The 26,631-nt window shown below is 62.4% G+C and carries 21 protein-coding genes and 1 pseudogene; 1 reads left to right on the top strand and 21 read right to left on the bottom strand.

Going from position 1 to position 26,631, the window contains the following annotated elements; all coding sequences use genetic code 11:
• Positions 1–611 precede the first annotated feature (611 nt).
• From ACXJKO_RS21020 to ftrA, 6 genes and pseudogenes are all read right to left on the bottom strand, one after another.
• A complete protein-coding gene (locus ACXJKO_RS21020; RefSeq protein WP_457093028.1) occupies positions 612–1,367 on the bottom strand; it encodes a class I SAM-dependent methyltransferase in 756 nt (251 codons plus the stop codon).
• Positions 1,368–1,516: 149 nt separating this feature from the next.
• Positions 1,517–4,990 carry a DNA polymerase III subunit alpha gene (gene dnaE / locus ACXJKO_RS21015; protein WP_457093027.1) on the bottom strand — a complete coding sequence of 1,158 codons (3,474 nt, stop codon included), beginning with the start codon at positions 4,988–4,990 and terminating at the stop codon, positions 1,517–1,519.
• A gap of 763 nt (positions 4,991–5,753) precedes the next feature.
• Positions 5,754–6,449 carry an ABC transporter ATP-binding protein gene (locus ACXJKO_RS21010; RefSeq protein WP_457093026.1) on the bottom strand — a complete coding sequence of 232 codons (696 nt, stop codon included), beginning with the start codon at positions 6,447–6,449 and terminating at the stop codon, positions 5,754–5,756.
• Positions 6,450–6,451: 2 nt separating this feature from the next.
• The gene (locus ACXJKO_RS21005) at positions 6,452–7,726 is read right to left on the bottom strand and encodes a lipoprotein-releasing ABC transporter permease subunit (RefSeq protein WP_457093025.1); all 1,275 of its coding nucleotides are present in this window, start codon (positions 7,724–7,726) and stop codon (positions 6,452–6,454) included.
• A 25-nt stretch (positions 7,727–7,751) separates the two neighbouring features.
• Positions 7,752–8,864, bottom strand: a pseudogene (proS, locus tag ACXJKO_RS21000) (proline--tRNA ligase); the annotation flags it as partial.
• A gap of 418 nt (positions 8,865–9,282) precedes the next feature.
• Positions 9,283–10,257 (bottom strand): transcriptional regulator FtrA, encoded by a 975-nt coding sequence (gene ftrA / locus ACXJKO_RS20995; RefSeq protein WP_457093024.1) that lies wholly within the window; start codon positions 10,255–10,257, stop codon positions 9,283–9,285.
• A gap of 87 nt (positions 10,258–10,344) precedes the next feature.
• Here ftrA and ACXJKO_RS20990 point away from each other — a divergent pair, with 87 nt between their 5' ends.
• Positions 10,345–10,770: a rhodanese-like domain-containing protein gene (locus ACXJKO_RS20990; protein ID WP_457093023.1), complete on the top strand. Its 426-nt coding sequence runs from the start codon at positions 10,345–10,347 to the stop codon at positions 10,768–10,770.
• Positions 10,771–10,773: 3 nt separating this feature from the next.
• On the opposite strand, the gene ACXJKO_RS20985 is transcribed toward ACXJKO_RS20990, so the two are convergent.
• The 15 genes from ACXJKO_RS20985 to ACXJKO_RS20915 form a co-directional block, all read right to left on the bottom strand.
• Positions 10,774–11,109 carry a DUF1467 family protein gene (locus tag ACXJKO_RS20985; protein ID WP_457093022.1) on the bottom strand — a complete coding sequence of 112 codons (336 nt, stop codon included), beginning with the start codon at positions 11,107–11,109 and terminating at the stop codon, positions 10,774–10,776.
• Between the two features lie 10 nt (positions 11,110–11,119).
• Positions 11,120–11,524: a methylmalonyl-CoA epimerase gene (gene mce / locus ACXJKO_RS20980; RefSeq protein ID WP_457093021.1), complete on the bottom strand. Its 405-nt coding sequence runs from the start codon at positions 11,522–11,524 to the stop codon at positions 11,120–11,122.
• 31 nt (positions 11,525–11,555) lie between these two features.
• Positions 11,556–13,232: a ribonuclease J gene (locus ACXJKO_RS20975; RefSeq protein ID WP_457093020.1), complete on the bottom strand. Its 1,677-nt coding sequence runs from the start codon at positions 13,230–13,232 to the stop codon at positions 11,556–11,558.
• A 28-nt stretch (positions 13,233–13,260) separates the two neighbouring features.
• Complete coding sequence (locus tag ACXJKO_RS20970) at positions 13,261–14,055, bottom strand: biotin--[acetyl-CoA-carboxylase] ligase (RefSeq protein ID WP_457093019.1); 795 nt, start codon at positions 14,053–14,055, stop codon at positions 13,261–13,263.
• Between the two features lie 8 nt (positions 14,056–14,063).
• Positions 14,064–15,503, bottom strand: coding sequence for an NADH-quinone oxidoreductase subunit NuoN (nuoN, locus tag ACXJKO_RS20965; protein ID WP_457093018.1), 1,440 nt, complete (start codon positions 15,501–15,503; stop codon positions 14,064–14,066).
• A 7-nt stretch (positions 15,504–15,510) separates the two neighbouring features.
• A complete protein-coding gene (locus ACXJKO_RS20960; RefSeq protein WP_457093017.1) occupies positions 15,511–17,022 on the bottom strand; it encodes an NADH-quinone oxidoreductase subunit M in 1,512 nt (503 codons plus the stop codon).
• A complete protein-coding gene (gene nuoL / locus ACXJKO_RS20955; protein WP_457093016.1) occupies positions 17,022–19,061 on the bottom strand; it encodes an NADH-quinone oxidoreductase subunit L in 2,040 nt (679 codons plus the stop codon). The genes ACXJKO_RS20960 and nuoL overlap by 1 nt, the downstream gene beginning before the upstream one ends.
• A gap of 24 nt (positions 19,062–19,085) precedes the next feature.
• On the bottom strand, positions 19,086–19,394 hold the full coding sequence (nuoK, locus tag ACXJKO_RS20950; RefSeq protein ID WP_457093015.1) for an NADH-quinone oxidoreductase subunit NuoK: 309 nt from the start codon (positions 19,392–19,394) through the stop codon (positions 19,086–19,088).
• A gap of 11 nt (positions 19,395–19,405) precedes the next feature.
• Positions 19,406–20,020, bottom strand: a complete 615-nt coding sequence (locus tag ACXJKO_RS20945; RefSeq protein WP_457093014.1) for an NADH-quinone oxidoreductase subunit J — start codon at positions 20,018–20,020, stop codon at positions 19,406–19,408.
• A 142-nt stretch (positions 20,021–20,162) separates the two neighbouring features.
• On the bottom strand, positions 20,163–20,651 hold the full coding sequence (gene nuoI, locus ACXJKO_RS20940) for an NADH-quinone oxidoreductase subunit NuoI (protein ID WP_457093013.1): 489 nt from the start codon (positions 20,649–20,651) through the stop codon (positions 20,163–20,165).
• A 10-nt stretch (positions 20,652–20,661) separates the two neighbouring features.
• Entirely contained in the window at positions 20,662–21,687 is a 1,026-nt protein-coding gene (gene nuoH / locus ACXJKO_RS20935; protein WP_457093012.1) for an NADH-quinone oxidoreductase subunit NuoH, read from the bottom strand.
• 14 nt (positions 21,688–21,701) lie between these two features.
• Complete coding sequence (gene nuoG / locus ACXJKO_RS20930; protein WP_457093011.1) at positions 21,702–23,780, bottom strand: NADH-quinone oxidoreductase subunit NuoG; 2,079 nt, start codon at positions 23,778–23,780, stop codon at positions 21,702–21,704.
• 8 nt (positions 23,781–23,788) lie between these two features.
• Positions 23,789–25,090 carry an NADH-quinone oxidoreductase subunit NuoF gene (gene nuoF / locus ACXJKO_RS20925; protein WP_457093010.1) on the bottom strand — a complete coding sequence of 434 codons (1,302 nt, stop codon included), beginning with the start codon at positions 25,088–25,090 and terminating at the stop codon, positions 23,789–23,791.
• A 15-nt stretch (positions 25,091–25,105) separates the two neighbouring features.
• Entirely contained in the window at positions 25,106–26,158 is a 1,053-nt protein-coding gene (nuoE, locus tag ACXJKO_RS20920) for an NADH-quinone oxidoreductase subunit NuoE (protein ID WP_457093009.1), read from the bottom strand.
• Positions 26,159–26,450: 292 nt separating this feature from the next.
• Positions 26,451–26,631: NADH-quinone oxidoreductase subunit D-related protein (locus tag ACXJKO_RS20915; protein WP_457093008.1), on the bottom strand; the 181-nt coding region annotated here is incomplete at its 5' end.

Raw genomic sequence — 26,631 nt, 5'->3', positions numbered from 1 at the left:
AATGGCGCAGCGGCAAACCTCCTGACCGCCAACGATGCGGAGCTTGCAGTTGCCGTACATCGAGGCATCTGCGACAGCCGGCCGACATTGCTGTCCCGGCCTGACGGCTTGGGCATAAGACGCGCCCGAAGACGCGAGAAACAGGGCTGCTGCAGACAAAGCGAGAGCGTGCGAACGTTTCATGGTTCACCTTTACTTACTGATACCAAGGAGAGCTTTTGGGAGATGTTTAGCTCGAATGACTAGATTACGCCCCAATAAGAACAAGGTTCCATCAGCTTAATGGAAAAATATTCATAATCTAATCTGGAAATTTCACTTCAATAATGAAGTGCGTAATTCTGGATAATGCTCAAGCTAATCTAACGACTCGTTGTTTTAGACGGTCGATACAGCATGATAGAGCTTCAGTCCTCAAAAATTATGTCATTAAGACATGGAGGACTCGGGCCGGTAAACGTCTGGCATTCTACTCGGTTCCCTAAGTCAGGCGATGCATTCGGAGACTCGGCCAAGAGCGAGTGTTTTGGACATTCAGCCCATAGAATGACTCGCACCGAATTGGCCTGGGCCGAGCCGCAGGGGATTGCAGAGCCAAGAAAGATCCACTTTCACCCCCGTTCCGGCACCTGCCCTTTTACAGCCCACGCTCGTACGGCGAGGAGGATCGCACCATCCGGGCCTGCTGGAAGCCGCTTACGGAGCGCCTCCCGGAGATGCCCGCGCGCTTCCTCGCTCAGCGAAGCGCAGTATTTTGGCGCCGATCCGGTGCCGCCCAGGATCGGTGTCCAATAATCATCGAAGCTCTCGAAGGCAGCCGGGATGTCGATGGGCCGCACCGTCACATCCCTCATTCCAGTACCGGCGAGGAGTTTCATCAATGGCTGAGGCCGGCATATAGGGGCTTTGATTCCGTCGTCGAATTCCCTGGCCTTCAGATCGAACGCAATCGCCGTGTCGAAGAAGTTGCGCATGATCTGTATGTGGCCAGCATAATCCCACACATAGAGCGCCACGGTTCCGCCGGGACGGACCACGCGGGCCATCTCGCGGATCATCACTTCTTTGTCCGGCACGAAATTCAGCACGAGACCCGAGACCGCAACATCGAAGGAATCGGAAGCCTCGGGAATATCCTGCGCATCACCCTGCTTGAGGGAGACCCGGCTGTCGGCCAGCCGGCTCCGCGCCGCCTCAACGAAGACGGTTGAACTGTCTATGCCCACGATGCGCGAGGGCGAGGCCTGTGCGAGAATCGCTTCCGTCAGGACGCCGGTTCCGCAACCGACATCGGCCCAGGCCGCCCCGGCAGGCGCGTTCAGCCATGCGGTGAAAATGGGTGCGATGCGCCTGCTCCACCGACCCATATATTGCTCATATGCATCGCTTGCGCCCCAGAGTGTCGGCTGGCTCGCGGATATGGGATCAGCCCTTGCTGCTGCCCCTCCAGATTACGACGCGGATTTRCATCGGCAATGCCGGCGCCCGAAAGAGTCGCTCCGTACCTCTTGCGGGCTTAGTTCATATGTACGTCCACGACACCGGGCACGGCGCGCAGGGCGCCTGCGATCTGGGGCGTGGCCATGTACTTGCCGGGGAGCTTTACCTCGACCTCGCGGTCGCCGTCGTCGAGGATCAGGACCAGGGACACCTCACCCTCGCCCCTCGCCTTCAGGCGTTCGAAGACGCTGGAGATCGGTCGCTCGTCCCGCAGGAAGATGCGCATACCCTTCTGGTGCTTGGCGATGGCCTCCTCCAGGGGCTCGGCCATGCCGATGCGCGCCCTCACCTCCTCGCCTTCGAGACCGGCCTGAAGCATGAGGACCACGGCGGTGCCGGGTTCCAGCACATCGCGCAGCCGCACGAGGCCTTCCGAGAAGATGATCGCCTCGAATTGTCCGGTCTGATCGGACAGGGTCAGGATGCCCATCTTGTTGCCGGTTTTCGTGCGGCGCTCCTGCCGGTCGAGGATGGTCGCTGCCACCTTGCCGACGGAGTTGCCCGCCTTCACCGAACGGCAGAAATCCACCCAGGTCTGCACGCGCAGTTTTTTGAGCAGATCGCCGTATTCATCCAGCGGATGGCCGGAAAGAARGAAGCCGACGGCGTCGTATTCGCGCTGCAACCGCTCGGCTGCGGGCCAGGGCTCATATGGCGGAATGCGCAGCTGCACATCCTCCGAGGCCATGCCGCCGAACATGTCGATCATGCCGCCATTGGCCGCCTCGTGCGCCTGCTGGGCAAGGCTCATCATGGCGTCGATGGAAGCGCAGGCCTTCGCGCGGTCCGGCTCGATCTCGTCGAAGGCACCGGCGGCGATGAGGTTTTCAATCGTGCGCTTGTTGATCATGCGCGGATTGATGCGCCGCGCGAAATCCGCGAGATCCTTGAACGGCGCATCGCCGCGTGCTTCCACGACCGCCTCGATGGCCTGACGTCCCACGCCCTTCACGGCGGCGAGCGCATAGAGAATCGAGCCAGTTCCTTCCGCATCGTAGATCACGTCGAACACGACTCCCGAACGGTTGATCGATGGCGGGATCACCTTGAAGCCGAGGCGCTGCGCCTCGCGGCGGAATTCGGAGAGTTTGTCCGTGTTGTCGAGATCGAGCGTCATGGACGCGGCCATGAACTCGACCGGGAAATTGGCCTTCAGATAAGCGGTCTGGTACGCGACGAGCGCGTAGGCCGCCGCGTGGCTCTTGTTGAAGCCGTAATCGGCAAACTTGGCGAGCAGGTCGAAGATTTCGTTGGCCTTCGACTTGTCGAGCCCATCCTTGGCGGCGCCCGCGACGAAGCGCTCGCGCTGCGCGTCCATCTCCGCCTTGATCTTCTTACCCATGGCACGGCGAAGAAGGTCTGCATCACCAAGCGAGTAGCCGGAGAGGACCTTCGCCACCTCCATCACCTGCTCCTGGTAGACGATGATGCCGAAGGTCTCGCGCAGGATCGGCTCCAGCTTGTCGTGCGGATACCAATTCCGCTTGTTGTGTTCGTCCTTGCCGAGTTTGCGCGCGCAATAGACCGGGATATTCGCCATCGGGCCCGGACGATAAAGCGCGACGAGGGCGATAATGTCCTCGAAACGATCGGTCTCCATTTCGACGAGCGCTTTACGCRTGCCCGCCGATTCCACCTGGAACACGCCGACCGTCTCGCCGCGCTGAAGCATCTCGTAGGTTTTGCGGTCGTCGAGCGGCAGCGCCGACAGATCGATGTGGATGTCCTTGCGCTTGATGAGATCGACAGCCGTGCGCAACACCGTGAGTGTCTTCAGGCCTAGGAAGTCGAACTTCACCAAGCCTGCCTGCTCGACCCATTTCATGTTGTACTGGGTCACGCGCATGCCCGTTTTCGGGTCTCGGTAGAGCGGCACCAGTTCCTGCAATGGGCGGTCGCCGATCACCACGCCAGCCGCGTGTGTGGACGCGTGGCGGTGCAGGCCCTCCAGCTTCTGCGCAATGTCCAGCATGCGCTTGACGACAGGCTCCTCATCGATGGCGGCCTGCAATTTCGGCTCACCCTCGATGGCCTGCGCCAGCGTCACGGGATTGGCCGGGTTCTGCGGCACTAGCTTGGTGAGCTTGTCCACCTGGCCGTAAGGCATTTCGAGCACGCGGCCCACGTCGCGCAACACGCCCCGCGCGAGCAGCGTACCGAAGGTGATGATCTGCGCGACCTGCTCCTCGCCGTAGCGTTTCTGCACGTAGTCGATCACGCGTTCGCGTCCATCGACGCAGAAGTCGATATCGAAGTCGGGCATCGACACGCGTTCCGGATTCAGGAAGCGCTCGAAGAGCAGACCGAACCTGATCGGATCGAGATCCGTGATGGTGAGCGCATAGGCGACCAGAGAACCCGCACCCGAACCACGTCCCGGGCCGACCGGAATGTCATGGTCCTTCGCCCACTTGATGAAGTCGGCCACGATGAGGAAGTAGCCGGGGAACTTCATGTTGCGGATGATGCCGACCTCGAAGGCAAGCCGGTCGCGATACTCCTGTTCGGTCACACCGGGTGCCGGACCATGTGCGGCGAGGCGCTTGACCAATCCCTCTTCGGCCTGCCGCTGCAACTCCTCGCCCTCGTCGAGAACTTCGGCATCAGCGCCGGTGCCGAAACTCGGCAGAATGGGCTTGCGTGTCCGCACGCGCGTGGAGCAGCGCATGGCGATTTCGACGCTGGCCTGCAGCGCATCCGGCAGATCGGAAAACAGCTCCATCATCTGCTGGCGCGTCTTGAAATGGTGATCCGCCGACAGGCGGCGGCGGTCGTCGTTGGAAACGAGCTGCCCTTCCGCGATAGCGAGCAGCGCATCATGCGCCTCGTAATCCTTCGGCGAGGAGAAGAACGGCTCGTTGGCGGCAACGATGGGCAGGCCGTTACGATCAGCGAGCGCCAGCAACTGCCCTTCGATCAGGCGTTCCTCGTCGAGGTGGTGGCGCTGGATTTCCACATAGAGCTGATGCCCGAAGGCTTCTTTAAGAATGTCGAGCCTTGCCTGGGCGAGTTCTTGGCGTCCGCCATTACGAAGCGCGCAATCGAGTGGGCCGGAATAGCCGCCGGTAAGCGCGATCAGCCCCTCGCTGTGGGAGGCTAATACGGGCGCCGCGAGACGCGGCTCCTCGCCGAGCGGCACGCCGAAATAGGCATGGCTCACGAGCCGCATGAGGTTGCGGTAGCCCTCCTCGGTCTGTGCCAGCAGCACGATGTTCGAGGGCTGAGGCACGACGCGGGCAACCGGGTCCGCCTCCTCGAAGCAGACGGAGAGTTGGACGCCGGCGATGGGCTGGATGCCTGAGCCCGCCATCTTTTCCGAGAACTCGAGTGCGCCGAACAGATTGTTGGTGTCGGTGAGAGCAATCGCCGGCTGCTTGTCGGCGGCGGCGAGCTTCTGCAGCTGCGCGATCTTCAGCGCCCCCTCCAACAGCGAATAGGAGGAGTGGACATGCAGGTGGACGAAGCCGATGTCTTGAAGAATGCGCGCCATGAAACTCAACTCTAAGAATGGCGCGCATATTGCCACGATTCTTGTTGAAAGGACCCTTACGCCCCTCCGGAAGGACTACCTTCCTGTGAATCGTGTGGGATGATGTGGATTGCGGGTATCAAGCCATCGGACCGAGAACCATTGCCCAGATTGCCACGGCCGATCCGAACATAGCGAGAGACGTGAGTTCGGCTGCGGTTTCGAGTAAAAGGCGAAGCATGTGAAGCCCTCCGTGTTCCTGATGTGTTCAATTATGTTCGATAAATGTTCCATGTAAACCCGCTGTGGATGGCGCGGTGGGGACGGAGTCAACAAAGCCTTAAGACGCATGGAAATGCGCCCTGACGCGGTCAGGCGCGCAAGCTGTGGGAAGCTGTGGAGAACTTGTTCTCGGGATGGAGGCGCTGAGGCTCCGTGCCGTGAGTGCAGCTTCTGCTGTGATGGCCGCGACGAGTGCGACCGCTCACATCTCGCTTTTTCAACCAACATTGTCCTCATCCTGAGGGCCTGCGCAGCAGGCGTCTCGAAGGAGGTTCCAAGGATCACTGGACGATCCTTCGAGACAGTTTTACGCGCTTCTTCAGGATGAGGGTGGTGTGTTGGCGATGAAGACGTGGATGGTCGGAACAAGTCCGGCCATGACGTGAGAGTTGTCATTCCCAGCCGGAGCTTCAGCGGAGGGGAAGGAAATCCAGAGCGCCGCGATTGATCGTGGATCCCTTTCCCGGTCCTCAAGCGCCGCCGGGGGTGACACGTGCAAGCCTTATGGCAGTTGCACAATCAACCCGTCGCGGATCGTCACCCGGCGGTCCATGCGGCCGGCTAGTTCCATGTTGTGCGTGGCGATGAGCGCCGCGAGGCGCGAGGCGCGCACGATCGCGACGAGCGTCTGGAACACCCGGTCGGCGGTGTTCGGGTCGAGATTGCCGGTCGGCTCGTCGGCAAGCAGAAGGCGGGGCGCATTGGCCACCGCGCGGGCGATGGCGACACGCTGTTGCTCGCCGCCAGAGAGTTCACCCGGCCGGTGGACGAGGCGCTTGCCCAATCCGAGGAAGGTCAGGAGCTGCTTGGCGCGATCTTCCGCTTCCGCGCGCGGCAGGCCGCGAATGAGCTGAGGGATCACCACGTTCTCCAAGGCCGAGAATTCCGGCAGCAGATGGTGAAACTGATAGACGAAACCGAGTTCTTCGCGGCGGACGCGTGTGCGTTCCTGGTCGGTCATCTGCGCGGTCGGCTTCGCGCCCACATAGACCTCGCCGCCATCGGGCTTTTCCAGGAGTCCTGCGAGATGCAAGAGCGTGGACTTGCCCGTGCCGGAAGGCGCGATGAGCGCAACGATCTCGCCGGGCCAGATCGCAAGTTCCGCCCCGCGCAGAACCTCGAGGTGGCTGTCACCTTGAGGATAGCGGCGCTCGACTTGAGAGAGGTGGAGGGCTGGCTGTGCTTGTCCGGACGCCATGATCAACCGTAACGCAACGCTTCGACGGGATCGAGCTTCGCAGCCCGCCAGGAGGGATAGAGAGTCGCCAGCAGCGACAGCACCATCGCCATGATGAGAATGGTCGCCACCTCGGTCGGATCGACCTCGGCGGGCAGACGACTGAGGAAGTAGAGCTCCGCCGGGAAAAGATTGGTGCTCGTCAGTGTCGAAATGAAGTCGCGGATAGCTTCGACATTCATGGCGAGCAGGAGCCCAAGACCGAAGCCCGCGATGGTACCGACGATGCCGATGGACGCGCCCGTGATCAGGAAGATGCGCATGATCGAACCGCGTGTCGCGCCCATGGTGCGCAGGATCGCGATATCCTCCGACTTGTCCTTCACCAGCATGATGAGTCCGGAGATGATGTTGAGCGCCGCCACAAGCACGATCAGCGTGAGGATGAGAAACATCACGTTGCGTTCGACCTCCAGCGCGCCGAAGAAAGTGCGGTTGCGCTGGCGCCAGTCGGTCATCATGATCGGACGGCCTGCCGCCTCGTCGATGGCAGCCCGCGCCTGATCAACCCGGTCGGCGTCGTTGAGATAAACCTCGATCAGCTGCACGTCGTTCTGGCGGTTGAAGTAATTCTGCGCTTCCGTGAGCGGCATGAACACGAAGGTTGAATCGAACTCGGACATGCCGATTTCGAACACCGCCTTCACGGGATAGCCCTTCACACGAGGCGCGGTGCCGAAGGGTGTCGCAGCGCCTCGCGGCGTGATGAGGGTAAGCGTGTCGCCCGCTTGGATCGACAGGGATTCCGCGAGCCTGCGGCCGATGGCGACGCCCTCGCCTTCGTTGAAATTGTCGAGCGTGCCCTGGCGAATATTGCCCGCGATATGCTCGATCTGCCGCAGGTCCTCGGTGCGGATGCCGCGCACGAGCACGCCGCTGCCGTTATATTGCGATGAGCCGAAGGCCTGCCCTTCCACAAGCGGAATGGCACGCTTCACACCCGGCACCGCGGCGATGCGGGCAGACACTTCAGGATAATCCGTCAGCGGGCTCTCGATGGGCGCCACGAAGATGTGACCGTTGATGCCCACGATCTTGTCGAGCAGTTCCTTGCGGAAACCGTTCATGACCGAGAGCACCACGATCAGCGTCGCGACGCCGAGCATGATGCCGAGAAACGAGAAGCCGGCGATCACCGACACGAAGCCCTCGCGCCGGCGCGTGCGCAGGTAACGCCCGGCGAGCATCCACTCGAAGAGGGAGAATGGTTTCGTTCCTGTCGGTGCCGTCTTGCTCATGACAGCTTATTTATGTGCTCCGAGGTTCGCGATAGAGTTGCTCGCTTGCTGCATCCGTGCCGGAATCGCCGACCTTGAGGTTGAGGATTGTCACGTCGAAAGGTGCCACGCCCTCCGGCCAGATGATACCGTTCTCGTCATGGCTCGCCTCGATGATGGCGGCGATGAGACGGCTCGGGCCGATACCATAGGAACCGCCATGGACCGGCCTCTCCTGCCCGTCCGGCCCCATGACCKTCGCACCCATGGGTTCGGAATAYTTGGTGCCGAAATAGAAGATGTGGCCGACCTCGATGCCGCGCGCCGACATCTTCTTATCGGCGGGAATGGCGTCGAAGGCTGCCTGATCGTGCATCTCCGAAGTCGCGGCATAGAGCGCGGTCCATTTATCGACGATGCCCTGAAGCCCCGGAATGTCGTCGAAATTCGTATCCTCAGACGGGATTTCATAGTCTAGATAATCCGCGTGACTGAACACTTCGCTCTCGCCGGTCGAGGCGAGAATGATGAACTCGTGGCTCAAATTGCCGCCGATGGGGCCGGTATCGGCACGCATCGGGATCGCCTTCAGGCCCATGCGGGCGAAGGTGCGCAGATAAGCCACGAACATCTTGTTGTAGGAATGGACCGCGCCGGCCTGATCGAGATCGAAGGAATAGGCGTCCTTCATCAGGAACTCGCGCGAGCGCATGACGCCGAAGCGCGGACGCACCTCGTCGCGGAACTTCCACTGGATGTGATAAAGGTTCAGCGGCAGATCCTTGTAGGAGCGCACATAGCCCCGGAAGATCTCCGTGATCATTTCCTCATTGGTCGGGCCGAATAGCATCTCGCGCTCGTGCCGATCCTGGATGCGCAGCATTTCCTTGCCGTAGGCATCGTAACGGCCGGATTCGCGCCACAGGTCCGCCGACTGAATGGTCGGCATCAGCAGCTCGACGGCGCCGGCGCGGTTCTGCTCCTCGCGGACGATGGCGTTGATCTTGTTGAGCACCTTCAGGCCCAGCGGCAGCCAGGCATAGATGCCMGCSGMYTCCTGKCGGATCATGCCKGCGCGCAGCATCAGGCGGTGGGAGACAATCTCCGCCTCTTTGGGCGTCTCACGGAGAATGGGGAGGAAGTAGCGGCTCAAACGCATAGGACGCCTTCAGTATCGGTCAGAATGGGTCAGCGGGTTTACGACTCGTTTCCAGCACACAACACAGGCCATGGGAAAAAGACAAGCCGCCATCGTCTTAACCGGCCTGCGACGAGATGGATTAGACCAAAGATCAATACATAAAGTGCCATAAAATGCATCAGGGCGTGCCCAAATAAGGTGACAGCATCGGGCAAGGCCACTATAAGCAAATCGCTAACGTCTCAAACCTTCCAAGGTAGAGACAGCGGTCCGAGTTTCGGGAGGAACACGATCCCCAGTCGCCCCAGAGGTGACGGCGCCAAAAAGCCAGGGATTAATAAATGCCAAAGGCAGTTTAGCAAGGCGAAAGCCTTGCTTTTTCTTTTTGGGCACCATGCTGACCTTTGGTCAGGATCCCCTCTCCTCATGGTAAGTCTTACCTGCCGAACCGGGCCCGATAGGCACTAGGGGTCGTTCTCAGGCGGAGCCTGAAATGATAACGCAGGGCCTCAGGCGACCCGAAGCCGCTGAGTTCTGCCACTTGTTCCAGCGCCATCTCCTCGGGATGCTCCAGCAGTTCCCGAGCGCAAGAGAGTCTTTCCTGCACGATCCATTCACCCGGCGGAGCCCCGGTCGTTTCCTCAAAACGGCGCTGAAAGGTCCTGGAGCTCATCCCTGCCTGCTCGGCCAAGCGGTCGATGGTCAGAGTCTCGGCGAGATTGGTTCTCATCCAATCGATCACGGCGCTCAGGCGTGCGCCCTCGTGCTGGCGCGGCACTGGCCGCTCGATGAACTGAGCCTGCCCGCCATCCCGATGCGGCGGCACCACAAGGCGTCGCGCCACGCTGTTGGCGATGTCGGGTCCGTAATCCTGGCGCACGATGTGGAGGCAGAGATCGATCCCAGCCGCGCTCCCGGCAGCAGTCAGGAGCGAGCCTTCATCCACATAGAGGACATCCGGTGTGACGGTGATGGCCGGATGACATGCCCGCAGCTTATCCGCGTAGCGCCAATGGGTTGTGGCCTGCCGCCCGTCGAGCAGGCCCGTCGCCGCAAGCACGAAGACGCCCGAGCAGAGCGACGCCAGCCTCGCCCCTCGCCCATGGGCGCGTCTTAGGGCTTCCACGAGATCGACTGGCACCTCCCCGCCGGGTGATCGCCAGCCGGGCACGATGATGAGATCAGCCTCTTCCAGTACCTCCAGACCGGAATCAGGCACGACCGTCAGGCCACCAGCGGCTTGCATCGGCCCTTCCTCGATTCCGCAGACGGAATAGTGATACCAGCCGTCGGCGATCTCCGGGCGGGGCAAACCGAAGACTTCATAGGCGACGCCGAACTCGAAGGTGCACAGCCCGTCATAGGCAAGCACTGCAACGAGGGGGCCGGAATGCTGGTACGCGTTTGGCATGATCTGAACGCTAAATGGCAATCGTGCCAGTGTCGAGAAGGCGCGAGCATCGGTAGCTTCCTTGCACGATCACGAAGGAGACGACCGATGACGAATGCTGTGACGCAAATTCCCGCAGCCGACCCGCAGGAAGTCCACGCCCATTATGCCCGCCGCTTGGCGTTCGAGACGGATTGCTGGGATGTGCATGACGTGCTGAGCCATGGCGCGCAGGATTTCGTATTGATCGACGTGCGCGGACCCGCGCTCTACGCGCGCTCGCATGTTCCGGGCGCTCTCAATCTGCCGCACGGCAAGATGACCGCGCGCAAGATGCAAGAATGGCCCGACGACACGCTCTTCGTCGTCTATTGCGCCGGTCCCCATTGCAACGGGACGGACAAGGCGGCTTTGCGCCTGTCAGGCCTCGGCCGCAAGGTGAAGGTCATGATCGGCGGAATGACCGGCTGGGCCGATGAAGGCTTTTCCTTCACGACCGGCTCCGAGCCGGGACATCTGGCGAAGGCAGCCTGACCCTTAAAGCCCCGCGAGCGGGAACACGGCCGCGACGAGAATGAGGACCACGGACGAGACGAGCGTGGTCCAGATCGCCTTTTCCTGAAGCGCGGGGGCTACCGGCGCGCCGGGTTCGCTGCCGGCCACGACGTCTCCGCTCTCTACTTGGCTGCGGACGCCGAAGGGTAGGATCGCGAAGAGCAGGATCCACCAGATCACGAAGTAGAGCGCCAACCCACCGCTTACCCGGAGGCCGAAGACCTGCACCGAGATGGCGACGGCGATAGCCGACACCACGGCAACGACGGCGAGCGTTGACCAGAGCGAGGCGGACAATCGTTTTACAAGGTTGATCAACAGCTTGTCCTCAGGCTTGTTCAAGTTCGACGAGGGCGCCGTTGAAGTCCTTCGGGTGCAGGAAAAGCACAGGCTTGCCATGGGCGCCGATCTTCGGCTCGCCGTTCCCCAGCACTCTGGCCCCGGAATTCACAAGCCGGTCCCGCGCCGCGAGGATGTCGTCCACCTCGTAGCAGATGTGGTGCATGCCGCCGTCGGGATTCTTCTCGAGGAACTTGGCGATAGGCGAATCCGCGCCGAGGGGCTCCAGCAGCTCGATCTTGGTGTTGGGAAGCGTGATGAACACCACCGTCACGCCATGCTCCTCCAGTGCCTCCGGCTCGGACACCTCGGCGCCGAGAGTGCCGCGATAGAGGTTGGATGCCGCCGCGATATCGCGGACGGCAATGGCAACATGGTTCAAGCGACCGAGCATCGTAAATCCTCTCCGGCGAAACCTCGTCCGCTTATACCTCGATCACGAGCACATGACAGGCGGGCTTCTTGCCCCATTCCTGATTGACCGCAGCGCGAACGGCCCGGTGGACCGCATTCTCGACGGCATCGGGGTCGCGGCGCTTGGCGCTGGACAACCCGTCGAGCAGATCCGCCACGGTGTCGGCGACGATATCGGTAAGATCCCGCCCCTTCCGGTTCTTCTCCGGCAAGCCCATGACATCCACCACCGGATCGCCGGCGATCTCGCCTCGCTTGTCGATGGCGATGGCGACCGTGACGATGCCCGCGAAGGCAAGCTTGCGGCGCTCGGGCAGAGCCCGCTCGCCCGCCGGAATGACGATGTTGCCGTCCTTGTAGAGGCGGCCCGCCGGAATGGTGTCGATGATCTCGGCCTTGCCCGGGGCCAGACGCACCAGCGTGCCGTTCTTGGCATGCACCACTTCCGGCACGCCCTGCTGGCGCGCGAACTTGGCGTGCTCGGCAAGGTGCAGCGGCTCGCCATGGGCGGGGATTGCGATGCGCGGCTTCGTCCACTCGTACATCTGAGCGAGTTCACCCCGACGCGGGTGGCCGGACACGTGCACCAACTCCGTGCGGTCGGTGATGACCTCGATGCCCTGCTCGATCAGGTTGTTGATGATGGAGCCGACAGCCTTCTCATTGCCGGGGATCGCGCGGGACGAGAACACCACCTGATCACCTGCGGTGAGCGTAATGTCGGGATGCTCGTCGGATGCGATGCGCGCCAGCGCCGCACGCGGCTCGCCCTGCGATCCGGTGAGGATGGCGACGACCTTGTCGCGCGGCAGGTAGCCGTAATTCTCGGCGGAGCGGAATTCCGGAAGACCATCGAGGAAGCCGCATTCCTTCGCCACTTCGACCACGCGATCCATGGCGCGACCGACGACGACGACCTCGCGTCCGCACTCGCGCGCCGCTTCCGCCACCGAGCGGATGCGGGCAACGTTGGAGGCGAACGTGGTGACGGCGATGCGATGCGGCGCATCCTTGATGATCTGCGCAAGGTTCTTCGCCACATCGGCCTCGCTCGGGCTCACGCCTTCGCGAACGACATTGGTGGAGTCGCAGACGAGCGCGAGAATGCCCTCCTCGCCCAAAGCGCGGAAGGTTTCCTCAGAGGTCAGGCTGCCGAGATAGGGCGTGGGATCGAGCTTCCAGTCGCCCGTATGAGCCACGAGGCCCTGCGGGGTGCGGATGGCGAGCGCGTTCGATTCCGGAATCGAGTGGGCGACCGGCACATATTCGATGTCGAAGGGGCCGAGCTTCAGGCGCTGGCCGGGCGCGATCTCATTGAGATCGATCTTCGGTGCATTCGCCTCGGAGAGGCGGCGGGTTTCCAGGAGGCCGATGGCGAACTTGGTCGCGTAGACCGGCGCTTCCAGGCGCGGCCACATCTCCACTAGCGCGCCGATGTGATCCTCATGCGCGTGCGTGATGAAGATGCCGAGGAGGTTGTTCCGCTTTTCCTCGATGAATCGCATGTCGGGATAGACGAGATCGATGCCGGGCAACTGCTCCTCGCCGCCGAAGCCCATGCCGCAATCGACAAGGATCCATTTCCGGTCTTTTTCCGGTCCGAAGCCATAGAGCGCGGCGTTCATGCCGATTTCGCCGAGCCCGCCGAGGGGCAGGAAAACCAGTTCGTCCTGGGAGGAGGAAGTCATACTTGATCAAGACCTTGTCATGCCAGCCCTATGGCTTGGCTATATCGTGTCGAAAATTGGGAAAATAAAGATCGCCCGCATCGATGAGTTCCGTGTCCGAAGCACTCTTCAATTGCAGGCGTCCGAAGCGATCCAATCCCTCGAAGATGCCTTTCTTCTCGCCGGACGGCAGGCGTAGCGTCACCTCCTGCCCGATCCCGGCGGCCCGCTCCAGCCAGAGCCGCCGAATGGCTCCGAACGGATCGGACGGATTGAGGCGTGCCGCGTTGCGCCAGGCTGAAAATGTGCGAGCAAAGCTGGAAGACAAGGCGCTGAGCATATCTTCCCGCGTCAGTCCTGGCCTTATCGATTGCAAGGCTGCGGCCGGATAGGGCGTACCCGTCGGCGCGAAGGCGACGTTGACGCCAAAGCCGATGATGATGGCGAGCCTCTCGGCATCGAGCCGGTGGCCTTCAAGCAGCAGACCGGAAAGCTTGGCACCGTCGAGAAGAAGATCGTTCGGCCATTTGAGCGACAGGCGCGGCGCGCCGAGCCCGATGACCGCCTCCACCGCCTCATGGAGCGCGAGCCCCGCCACGAAACCGAGCTGAGGTGCGAACTGCACCTCGCAAGGGTCGATCAGCAGAAGGCTCGCATAGAGGTTGCCTTGCGGCGACGACCATTGGCGGCCATGCCGTCCCCTGCCCGCCCGCTGCTCGGCGGCCGTGATCCAGAGCTGGCCCGGATCACCCGCACGGGCGGCCTGCAGGCAGTCGTCGTTCGTCGAGTCCGTCGCCTCGAGGGAGACGAGGCGATAGCCTGCGGACTCGGCGTCGGACGACAACTGCACGGTCAGAACAGCGAGCGCGCTGCCGCACCCGCTGCCGATACGAGCGGCGCCGGAACGATGCCAAACAGGACCACGAAGATGCTGCTGACCGCGAGCACCAGCTTCACGCCGACAGGCATGGCGTCGTAGGCAGCGCCTGCCTCATCGAAGTACATCACCTTTACGATGCGCAGGTAATAATATGCACCCACCACGCTGGTGACCACGCCGATGACGGCGAGTGCCACGAGGTTCGCCTCGATGGCTGCAGTGAACACCTGGAACTTGGCGAAGAACCCGGCGAGCGGCGGGATGCCCGCGAGCGAGAACATCATCATCGCCAGGCAGAAGGCGAGAACCGGATGCGTGCGGGCAAGGCCCGACAGGTCCTCGACATTCTCGTACATCACCTTCCCGCGGCGAAGGCCGAGGATGACGGCGAAGGAGCCAAGCGTCATGGCGAGATAGATCGCCATGTAGACAACCACGCCCTGAATGCCCTCGACCGTGCCGGCGGCAAGGCCGATCAGCGCATATCCCACGTTACCGATAGAGGAATAGGCCATCAGGCGCTTGATGTTGCGCTGGCCGATGGCGGCGAAGGAGCCGAGCGCCATGGATGCGATCGAGATGAAGACGATGATCTGCTGCCACTGGCCGACGATGTTCGGGAACGCATCCATGAACACGCGGGTCGCCATGGCCATGCCGGCCATCTTGGGAGCGGCGGCGAAGAAGGCCGTCACCGGAGTCGGCGAGCCTTCATAGACGTCGGGCGTCCACATATGGAACGGCACGGCGGAGATCTTGAAGGCGATACCGGCGGCCACGAACACGAGGCCGACGATGGCGCCGATCCCTACCTGGCCCTGCAGCACGCCCGCGATGACCGGGAAGGACACGCTGCCCGTGAACCCGTAGACCAGCGACGCGCCGTAGAGCAGCATGCCGGAGGAGAGAGCGCCGAGTACGAAGTACTTCAGGCCCGCTTCCGTGGAGCGAACGTTGTCGCGGTCGAAGGCAGCAATCACGTAGGACGACAGGGAGAGCAGCTCGAGGCCGAGATAGAGGGCGATGAGATCGTTGGCGGAGGTGACCATCATCATGCCGATGGTCGAGAGCACGATGAGGATCGGGTACTCGAACCGGAGGATGCCCTCGCGACGCATGTAATCCATGGAAAGGATCACGCCGCCGGCGGAGCCGAGCAGGATCAGCGACTTCATGAACTTGGCGAAGCCATCGATCACGAAGGAGCCGCTCATGGTCTCGACACGCTCGGACGGCAGCATCAGCACCGCCACGAAAGCGACGGCGAGAAGCGCGAGAGCAATGAAATTCATCGTCTCACCGGAGCGCTCGCCACGGATCGCGCCGAACAGGATGAGGACAAGGGCGCCGGCGGCCAGGATGATCTCCGGCAGCGCGGGTCCGAAAGCGGGAATGGTGAAGACGGGGTTCATCATGACCTCAGTGAGCGGCAACGGCCGCCGTTTTCACGGTTGCAAGCGCGGCCTGGACGTTCTGCATAAGCGCATCCGTCGGCACGGCGAAAGCGTCGAGGATCGGTCCGGGCTGCACGCCATAATAGATTACGAGGAGAACGAGCGGCACGAAGGTGATGATCTCGCGGCGGTTCAGATCGGTGATGTTCTGGAGAGCCGGCTTGTCGAGCTCTCCGTACACCACGCGACGATAGAGCCAGAGCGCATAGGCCGCCGACAGGATCACGCCCGAGGTCGCGAAGAACGCCACCCAGGTGTTGGAGCGGAACGCGCCCATGAGGGTCAGGAACTCGCCGATGAAGCCCGAGGTGCCAGGAAGCGCCACGTTGGCCATGGTGAGGATCATGAACACCACCGCATACATGGGCATGCGGTTCACGAGGCCGCCATAGGCCTTGATCTCACGGGTATGCATCCGGTCGTAGATCACGCCGACGCAAAGGAAGAGCGCGCCGGAGACGAGGCCGTGGGAGATCATGGTGAACATCGCGCCCTGGATGCCCTGCTCGTTCATGCTGAACAGGCCCATGGTCACGAAGCCCATATGCGCTACCGACGAGTAGGCGATGAGCTTCTTCATGTCCTCCTGCATGAGGGCGACCAGCGACGTGTAGATGATCGCGATCACCGACAGGGCGAAGACGAACGGCGCGAAATAGAGCGACGCATCCGGGAACATCGGAAGCGAGACTCGGATGAAGCCGTAGCCACCCATCTTCAGGAGCACGCCGGCCAGGATGACCGAGCCCGCCGTCGGCGCTTCCACGTGCGCATCCGGCAGCCAGGTATGGACCGGCCACATGGGCATCTTCACCGCGAACGAGGCGAAGAAAGCGAGCCACAGCCAGAGCTGCAGATTGTACGGGAACTTGAAGGCGAGGAGCGTCGGGATATCCGTGGTGCCCGCCTGCCAGTACATGGCCATGATGGCGAGCAGCATCAGCACCGAGCCGAGCAGTGTGTAGAGGAAGAATTTGAAGCTGGCGTAGATGCGCCGCTTGCCGCCCCAGATGCCGATGATGAGGAACATCGGAATGAGGCCCGCCTCGAAGAACAGGTAGAACAGCACGAGGTCGAGCGCGCAGAACACGCCAATCATCGTGGTTTCGAGAACGAGGAAGGCGACGAAATATTCCTTCACACGGAACTCGATGGAGTCCCACGAGGCCAGGATGCAGAAGGGCATCAGGAATGTGGTGAGCAGGATCAGCGGCATGGAGAAGCCGTCGACGCCGAGCTTGAACCGGATGTTCTCCGCGAGCCAGGGATGGACTTCCACCAGCTGGAAGGCGGCGGTGGCCGTATCGAAGCGGCTCCAGGCCACCAGCGAGAGGACGAAGGTGGCGAGCGTGGTGGCGAGCGCTGCCCAGCGGGCGTTGGAGCGCGCCGCCTCGCTGTCGTTGCGCAGCGTCAGGATGAAGGCCGCGCCGACGAGCGGCAGGATGAGCAGGCCGGAGAGGATGCCGAAGCCGAACATTAATGGGCTCCCCTGAAGAGATAGAAGGTCACGAGAGCCGCAACACCGATCAGCATCGCGAAGGCGTAGTGGTAGACGTAGCCGGTCTGCATGCGAACCGCGCCGCGCGTCACATCGAGGACGCGGGCCGAGATGCCGTCAGGCCCGAGACCATCGATGATCTTCTGGTCGCCCGTGCGCCAGAAGAAGCGGCCGATGGCCATGGCGGGACGGACGAAGATCGCGTCGTAGAGCTCGTCGAAATACCACTTGTTGAGCAGGAAGCGGTATAGGATCGGGTGATCCGCCGCGAGCCGCACCGGCTGCTTGGTATCGACGATGTACATGTACACCGCCAGCACGAAACCGAGGATCATCATCACGGTCGGTAGCAGCGGCACCCAGCCCGGGAGGTGATGCATCTCTTCCAGGATGTGATTGTCCGGGCGGGTATAGAGCGCACCCTTCCAGAATTCCTGGTAGCCCTCGCCGATGAAGGCGCCGTGGAACAGGATGCCGGCAACGACCGCGCCGATGGCGAGCACGATCAGCGGCACCAGCATCACCAGCGGGCTCTCATGAGGCGTATGCGCCCCATGGCCGTGGTGGCCGTGCTCGTGGTCCGCATGAGTTGCGGGCTCCACATCGTGGTCGTGTTCGTCGTGCTCCACGCCCTCGTGATGGCCGTGAGCGTGATGGTCGGCGTGCGACCAGCGGGCGTTGCCCTCAAACGTCATGAAGAACAGACGCCAGGAATAGAACGAGGTCATGAGGGCTGCGGCAACGGTCGCCAGGAAGGCGAAGTTGCCGGCCGGGCTATGCGACGCATAAGCCGCCTCGATGATCGCATCCTTGGAGTAGTAGCCTGCCGTGAACGGGAAGCCGGTCAGCGCCAGGGTGCCGATCGCCATCATCGCCGTGGTGAGCGGGATGTAGCGGCGCAGGTGCCCCATATAGCGCATGTCCTGCTCGTGATGCATGGCATGGATCACGGAGCCGGCGCCCAGGAACAATAGGGCCTTGAAGAAAGCGTGCGTGAAGAGGTGGAACACGCCGGCGCCATAGGCGCCTACGCCAAGACCCACGAACATGTAGCCGAGCTGCGAGCAGGTCGAATACGCGATCACGCGCTTGATGTCGTTCTGCACCAGACCCACGGTCGCGGCGAAGAAGGCCGTGATGCCGCCGATGACGGTGACGAAGGTCAGAGCCGCAGGCGCATATTCGAAGACCGGCGACATCCGCGCGACCATGAACACGCCGGCCGTCACCATGGTGGCGGCGTGGATGAGCGCGGAGACCGGAGTCGGGCCTTCCATGGCGTCCGGCAGCCAGGTGTGGAGCAGGAACTGCGCCGACTTGCCCATGGCGCCCATGAAGAGCAGCAACGAGGCGATCGTCAGGGCGTGCCACTCGATGCCGAGGAACATGAACTTGGCGTTCTCGAACTCAGCCACGCGCGGGAAGATCGACTCGAAGGTCACGCCGTTGAACAGCACGAACAGGGTGAAAATGCCGAGCAGGAAGCCGAAATCGCCGACGCGGTTGACGATGAAGGCCTTCATGGCAGCAGCGTTGGCCGAGTCCTTCTTGTACCAGAAGCCGATGAGCAGATAGCTCGCCAGACCCACGCCTTCCCAGCCAAAGAACATCTGGACGAGGTTGTCAGCCGTCACCAGCATGAGCATGGCGAAGGTGAAAAGCGACAGGTAGGCGAAGAAGCGCGAGCGGTGCGGATCCTCGTGCATGTAGCCGATGGAATAGAGATGCACGAGCGCTGACACGGTGTTGACCACCACCAGCATCATGGCGGTGAGCGTGTCGATGCGGAACGCCCAGTCGACCTGAAGGTCGCCGACGGACATCCACTGGGCCACCTGGATCCGGTGCATCGGCTCCTCGCCGAAGCCGACGCTGATGAAGGACACCCAGGACAGGACCGCGCACACGAAGAGCAGCGCCGTGGTGATGATCTCACTCGGACGATGTCCGATCAGGCGTCCGAAGAGGCCTGCGATGAGGAAGCCGACGAGCGGCAGGAAGACGATTGCGTGATACATTTTCGTTTACTTCGCCTTTAGGGCTTAGCCCCTCATCATGTTCACGTCTTCAACCGCGATGGAGCCGCGGTTGCGGAAGAAGACCACCAGAATAGCGAGGCCGATGGCCGCCTCCGCCGCCGCGACCGTGAGGATCAGCAGGGCGAAGACCTGGCCGACGATATCGTTCAGKTGGGTGGAGAAGGCCACCATGTTGATGTTCACGGCGAGCAGGATGAGCTCGATCGACATCAGGATGACGATCACGTTCTTCCGGTTCACGAAGATGCCGAACACGCCGAGCGTGAAGAGCACGGCGGCGACGGTGAGATAATGGCCCAGTCCGATAACCATCACGTGTCTCCTTAGATGCCCTGGCGGAAGGGAACCTTCCGCACCTCGACGGCGGTTTCCTGCGTGCGGGCGTTCTGCTTCGAGATGTCCTGGCGCTTCACGCCAACCCGCTCGCGCAGGGTCAGCACGATGGCGCCGATCATGGCCACCAGCAGGATCAGGCCAGCGGCCTGGAAGAAGTAGAAATAGCGGGTGTAGAGCACTTGGCCCAACGCTTCGGTGTTGGTCATGACGTCGGGAGCCGGAATCGGAACCGCAGGCGAGCGGACGAGGCCGGGATCGACCACATAAGCGCTCACCACGAAGATCAGCTCGATCAGGAGCACGATGCCGATCAGGCCGCCGACGGGCAGGTACTGCAGGAAGCCCTGGCGGAGGGCCGCGAAGTCCACGTCGAGCATCATGACGACGAAGAGGAACAGCACTGCGACCGCACCCACATAGACGATGATCAGGATCATCGCCAGGAACTCCGCTCCCATCATCAGGAACAGCCCAGCCGCGTTGACGAAGGCGAGGATCAGGAACAGTACCGACTGCACAGGATTGCGCGAGGCGATGACCATGAAGCCCGAAGCGATCGTGATCGTCGCGAACAGATAAAAGAAGGCGGCGGTTACCGTCATGCTCAAACTCAAGCCGCCAAAGGCGGCCCCTTCCGACGTGACCCCGGCGAATCCGGTAGTCTGTCTATAAAATCCCGACCCGACGGGGACAACCCGCCGGGCATGTTTGCCCCCTGCCCTTCACTGGGCAGGTTCCGGTTTTTTACCGGTAGGGTGCGGTCTTCGCGAGGTTACGCGCGATCTCACGCTCCCAGCGCTCCCCGTTATCGAGAAGCTTGGCCTTGTCGTAATAGAGCTCCTCGCGGGTCTCCACGGAGAATTCCAGGTTCGGACCTTCCACGATGGCGTCCACCGGGCAGGCCTCCTGGCACATGCCGCAATAGATGCACTTCACCATGTCGATGTCGTAGCGCGTCGTGCGGCGGGTGCCGTCATTGCGGCGCGGGCCGGCCTCGATAGTGATGGCCTGGGCCGGGCAGATGGCCTCGCAGAGCTTGCAGGCGATGCAGCGCTCTTCCCCGTTGGGGTAGCGGCGCAGCGCATGCTCGCCACGGAAGCGAGGCCCGCGATGGCCCATCTCGAAGGGGTAGTTCAGCGTCGCCTTCGGCTTGAAGAAATATTTCATGGTCAGCGCGAAGCCCACCACGAATTCCCTGAGCAGAAGGGCGTTGAAGAATTGACCGATCTTCATATCGATCTCCTTAGCGCATGCCCGGCGCATTGCCGGTCACCATCAGCACGCCTGCCACGATGATCACCATGGCAAGCGACAGCGGAAGAAAAACCTTCCAGCCCAGGCGCATGAGCTGATCGTAGCGATAGCGAGGCACGAGGGCCTTCATCATGGCGATGAGGAAGAAGAGGAAGCTCGCCTTCAGCACGAACCAGATTACGCCGGGCACCCAGGTGAAGGGCGCGAACGGGATCGGGGACAGCCAGCCGCCGAGGAACAGGATGGTGCCGAGCGCGCACATGGTCATGATGGCCACGTATTCACCGAGCATGAACAGCAGGTACGGGGTGGAGGAATATTCCACCATGTAGCCGGCCACCAGCTCCGATTCCGCTTCCGGAAGGTCGAAGGGCGGGCGGTTCGTCTCGGCCATGGCCGAGATGAAGAACACCACGAACATCGGGAAGAGCGGCAACCAGTACCAGCCCAGGATGCCGAGGCTGGAGTTCTGCGATTCCACGATGCCCGACAGGTTCAGCGTACCGGCGCACATGAGCACGGTCACGATGACGAAGCCGATGGAGACCTCGTAGGACACCATCTGCGCCGCCGAGCGGAGAGCGCCGAGGAACGGGTACTTCGAGTTCGAGGCCCAGCCGCCCATGATGACGCCGTAGACGCCGAGCGACGAGATCGCGAAGATATACAGAATGCCCACATTGATGTCGGCCATCGCCCAGCCCGCATCGAGCGGGATCACCGCCCAGGCGGCGAGCGAGGTGGTGCAGAACACCAGGGGTGCCAGCAGGAACATGCCCTTGTTGGCAGGAGCCGGGATGATCGGCTCCTTCAGCACGAATTTGAGCAGATCCGCGAAGGATTGCAGCAAGCCCCAGGGGCCGACCACGTTCGGGCCGCGACGCAGCTGAACCGCCGCCCAGACCTTACGGTCGGCATAGAGCGCATAGGCGATGAAGACGAGCAACGCGACGAGCAGGAGCAGGCTCTTGCCCAGCATGATCGCGACTGCGAGGAGGATATCTCCCAATTCCATGGATCTCTCCTCCCTTACTCAGCCGCTTCGAGCTTCAGGTCGCGGGCGAGCGCGGAGCACTCGGCCATGACGCCGGAAGCGCGGGCGATGGAGTTCGTCAGATAGAAGTCCTCCACCGGACTCACGAAAGCTTCACGGCCCGGCGTGCCGCCGATACCGGCGAGCGCCTGGACGGCAGAGCCGGTATCGGCAGGCTGGACCGTGTCGATGGCGGCGAAATGCGAATGGCTCGCATAGAGCTTCGCGCGCAGGCCGTTGAGCGAGTCGAACGGCAGGCGGTGGCCCAGCACGTCCGACAGGGCACGCAGGATCGCCCAATCCTCACGCGCCTCGCCCGGAGCGAAGGCGGCGCGGTTGGCGATCTGCACACGGCCTTCCGTGTTCACATAGGTGCCGGACTTTTCCGTGTAGGTCGCGCCCGGCAGGATCACGTCGGCGCGGTGAGCGCCACGGTCGCCGTGGGTGCCCTGGTAGATCACGAAAGCGCCGGGGGCGATGTCGATCTCGTCGGCACCGAGGTTGAACAGCACCTCGACGCCACCCTGCGCCATCTGCTGAGCCGTCAGGCCGCCCTCGCCCGGCACGAGGCCGAGATCGAGCGCGCCGACGCGGGAGGCGGCGGTGTGCAGGACCGAGAGGCCGTTCCAGTTATCCGTCACCGCGTTCACGTCGCGAGCGAGTTGCGCAACGGCGGAGAGGATCGCAAGACCGTCCGGACGCGAGAGAGCGCCCTGCCCCACGATGATCAGCGGACGCTCGGCACCTTTTAGCTTCTCGATGAAGCTGTGGCGACCGGCGACCAACTCAGCCAGGGTATCGGGACCTGCACCGAGATATTCATAGGGATAGGTCAGGTCCGCATTCTCGCCGATCAGCGCGATCGGCGGCGGAGCCACGCGCCAGCGCTTGCGGATGCGCACATTGACGAGCGATGCCTCAATGCGCGGGTTGGAACCCACGATCAGGATCGCGTCCGCATCCTCGATGCCGGCAATGGTGGAGTTGAAGAGATAGGAGCCGCGGCCGTAAGCCGAGGACAGCGCCGTGCCGTCCTGACGGGCGTCGATGTTCGTGACACCGAGGCTCTGCATGAGGAGCTTCAGGGCAAACATCTCTTCGACAGCAGCGAGGTCGCCGACGATGGCGCCGATGCGGTTATGGGCAACGCCCTTCACCCTGGCGGCGATGGTGGCGAAAGCCTCCTGCCAGGAGGCCGGACGCAGGCGGCCGTTCTCGCGCACGAAGGGGCGGTCGAGGCGCTGGAGGCGCAAGCCGTCCACCACGTGGCGGGTCTTGTCGGAGATCCACTCCTCGTTCACCGCCTCATTCACGCGCGGCAGAATGCGCATGACCTCGCGGCCACGGGAATCGACGCGGATCGCGGAGCCGACCGCATCCATCACGTCGACAGAATCGGTCTTGGTGAGCTCCCACGGACGGAAGTGGAAGGACTCGGGCTTGTGGGTGAGTGCGCCGACCGGGCAGAGATCCGCCACGTTGGCCTGCAGCTCGGAGCCGAGCGCCCGCTCGAGATAGCTCGTGATCTCCATATCCTCGCCGCGCCACAGGGCGCCCATGTCCGGCACGCCCGCCACCTCGGCGGTGAAGCGCACGCAGCGGGTGCAGTGGATGCAGCGGTTCATGGAGGTGCGCACCAACGGGCCGAGATACTTGTCGGTCACCGCGCGCTTGTTCTCATGGTAGCGGCTGGTATCGACGCCGTAGGCCATGGCCTGATCCTGCAGGTCGCACTGGCCACCCTGGTCGCAGATCGGGCAATCGAGCGGGTGGTTGATCAGGAGAAACTCCATCACACCCTCGCGCGCCTTCTTGACCGTCGGCGACTTGGTCGAGATTTCCGGCGGCTCGCCATTGGGGCCCGGACGGCAATCGCGAACGCCCCAGGCACAGGAGGCCACCGGCTTCGGCGCGCCTTTCACCTCGACAAGGCACATGCGGCAATTGCCGGCGATCGAGAGCCGTTCATGGAAGCAGAAGCGCGGAACTTCCGCGCCCGCCACCTCGGCGGCCTGGAGCAGCGTGTATTCGGCGGGGACGTCAACCTCGACGCCATCAACGATGATCTTTGCCATCTCTACTCTCACTCCGCCGCGATCATGACGGATTCTGAATGCGGGTTCGCCGCGTAGTCGTCGATCCGCTTCTCGATCTCGTGACGGAAGTGGCGGATCAGACCCTGGACCGGCCATGCCGCCGCGTCGCCGAGCGCGCAGATGGTGTGGCCTTCGATCTGGGTCGAGACTTCGAGCAGCATGTCGATTTCGCGCTTCTGGGCGCGGCCCTCGGCCATGCGGTTCAGCACGCGCCACATCCAGCCCGTGCCTTCACGGCACGGTGTGCACTGGCCGCAGCTCTCGTGCTTGTAGAAATACGAGATGCGGGCGATGGCGCGCACGATGTCGGTGGACTTGTCCATGACGATCACGGCGGCGGTGCCAAGACCCGAGCGCAGGTTGCGCAGGGTGTCGAAATCCATCGGCGCGTCGATGATCTGATCAGCGGGCACGCAAGGCACCGACGAACCGCCTGGAATGACAGCGAGCAGGTTGTCCCAGCCGCCGCGGATACCGCCGCAATGGCGGTCGATCAACTCGCGGAAGGTCAGGCCCATGGCCTCTTCCACGTTGCAGGGCTTATTCACGTGGCCCGACACGCAGAACAGTTTGGTGCCCACATTGTTGGGGCGACCGATGCTGGAGAACCAGGAGGCGCCGCGGCGCAGGATGGTGCCCGCGACCGCAATCGATTCCACGTTGTTCACCGTCGTCGGGCAGCCGTAGAGGCCCATATTCGCCGGGAACGGCGGCTTCAGGCGCGGCATGCCCTTCTTGCCTTCCATGCTCTCAATGAGAGCCGTCTCCTCGCCGCAGATGTAAGCGCCTGCACCATGGTGGACATAGAGATCGAAGGGATAGCCGTGGATGTTGTTCTTGCCGATGAGACCGGCCTCATAGGCCTCGTCCACCGCGCGCTGGAGCGCGTGACGCTCGGCGATGTACTCGCCGCGAATGTAGATGTAGGCCGCGTGCGCGCCCATGGCGAAGGAGGCGATGAGGCAGCCCTCGACCAGGAGATGCGGATCGTTCCGCATGATCTCACGGTCCTTACAGGTGCCCGGCTCCGACTCGTCGGCATTGACGACGAGGTAATGCGGACGGCCATCCGACTGTTTGGGCATGAACGACCATTTCAGGCCCGTCGGGAAGCCCGCGCCGCCACGGCCGCGCAGGCCGGATGCCTTCATCTCATCGACGATCCAGTCCCGGCCCTTCTCGAGCAGGAACTTGGTTCCGTCCCAAGCGCCGCGCATCTTCGAGGCTTCGAGCCCCGGCGAATGGAAGCCGTAGAGGTTGGTGAAGATACGATCTTTGTCCTGAAGCATTCCCAATCACTCCCCTCAGGACGTCTTGTTGTCTTTGTCGACAACAACGCCCGGCTTGCTCTCGCTGCCGTCACGACGCGTCTCGGCCTGGGACGGAGGCGTCCCGGCTTCAGGTGTCGTGGGGCTTGCCGGAGTAGCGCCCTCACCCGGCGTCGTCACATACGATTTGTTGCTCTGCGGAGCAGGTTTTGAAGCATCTTCCGTCCGAGGCTCGACCTTGGTCGCGCGGGAAGGATCGCTGGCTTCCTTCTGATCGACCGGCTTGATCGGAGCCTCGCCTTCCTTGGCGCGCTTGGCCGGCGTGTCGGCGGCATCGCTCTCGATGGCGCGGCCAGCGGTCGGCTTTGCCGCTTTGACTTCCTGCGGAACGGATGCAGTTGCGGCCTGAGCCTCGCCGGTTTCGGCGGGCTTTGCCTGCTCCTCGAAGCGCTTGCGCCACGCACCGACCACCGAGCCGTCGTAAAGCGAAGGGTCCAGAAGGGTGTTCACGGCCTCGAAAGGCTCGGAGCGGTTGCGGCCGATCTGCGAGCCGGCCTTCACCGGGCGGCCTGCAGCGAGATCGTCGAGAAGCTTCTCGAAATTCTCGGTGGTCAGGTCTTCGTAGTAATCGTCGTTGATCTGCACCATCGGCGCATTGGAGCATGCGCCCAGGCACTCGACCTCGAGCCACGAGAACTTGCCGTCGGCAGTCACGTGGTTCTGCTCGCCGATGCGCTTCTCGAGCACCTTCTTGATGTCGCCCGCGCCGCGCAGCACGCAGGGCGTGGTGCCGCAGAACTGGATGAAATGCTTTCCAACCGGCTCGAGGTTGAACATCGTGTAGAAGGTCGCCACTTCCATCACGCGGATGTCGGGCATCTGCAGGCGGGCGGCCACGGCCTCTATAGCCTTGCGAGGCAGCCAGCCACCGGCCTGCTCCTGCGCCTTCCACAACAGCGCGATCACCGCCGAGGCCTGGCGGTCGGGCGGGTACTTGGCGATCTGCTGGTCAGCGAAAGCCTCGGTCTCGGGGGAGAACACGAAGCTCTTGGGCTGCATTTCTTCAGGCGCGAGCTTACGAACGGCCATCTTTACCTCGTACTAGCAAGGTTAGCGTGCATTGTATCCTGCCCGCCGTTCTCCTTGCTCTTAAACAAAAACCTTACACCTAATGCTCCACCTCCAATCACTCCAATCGGAGCTAAAAAGAGGCTCAGCCCTAGAAAGGCTATACCCGCTCCCAGATCGGTTCCGGGATTTTCTGGTTCGGAACCATCGATCAGGAAGTAGGTGATTGCCCAAGCAATAGCGCCACTCATAAAAAGGGACATCATCGCTGTGACTGCCACACCGCCGATCTTAGCGATTGTGGCTAAAGATCTCACCGATCCACCTCACCGAACACGATGTCGATGGAACCCAGGATTCCTGCGACGTCAGCCAGCATGTGGCCTCGGCACATGAAATCCATCCCCTGCAAGTGAGCGAACCCAGGAGCGCGGACCTTGCAGCGATACGGCTTGTTGGTGCCGTCCGACACGAGATACACGCCGAACTCACCC

The organism is Microvirga sp. P5_D2 (assembly GCF_054049475.1).
This window is presented reverse-complemented; position numbering and strand designations above follow the sequence as displayed.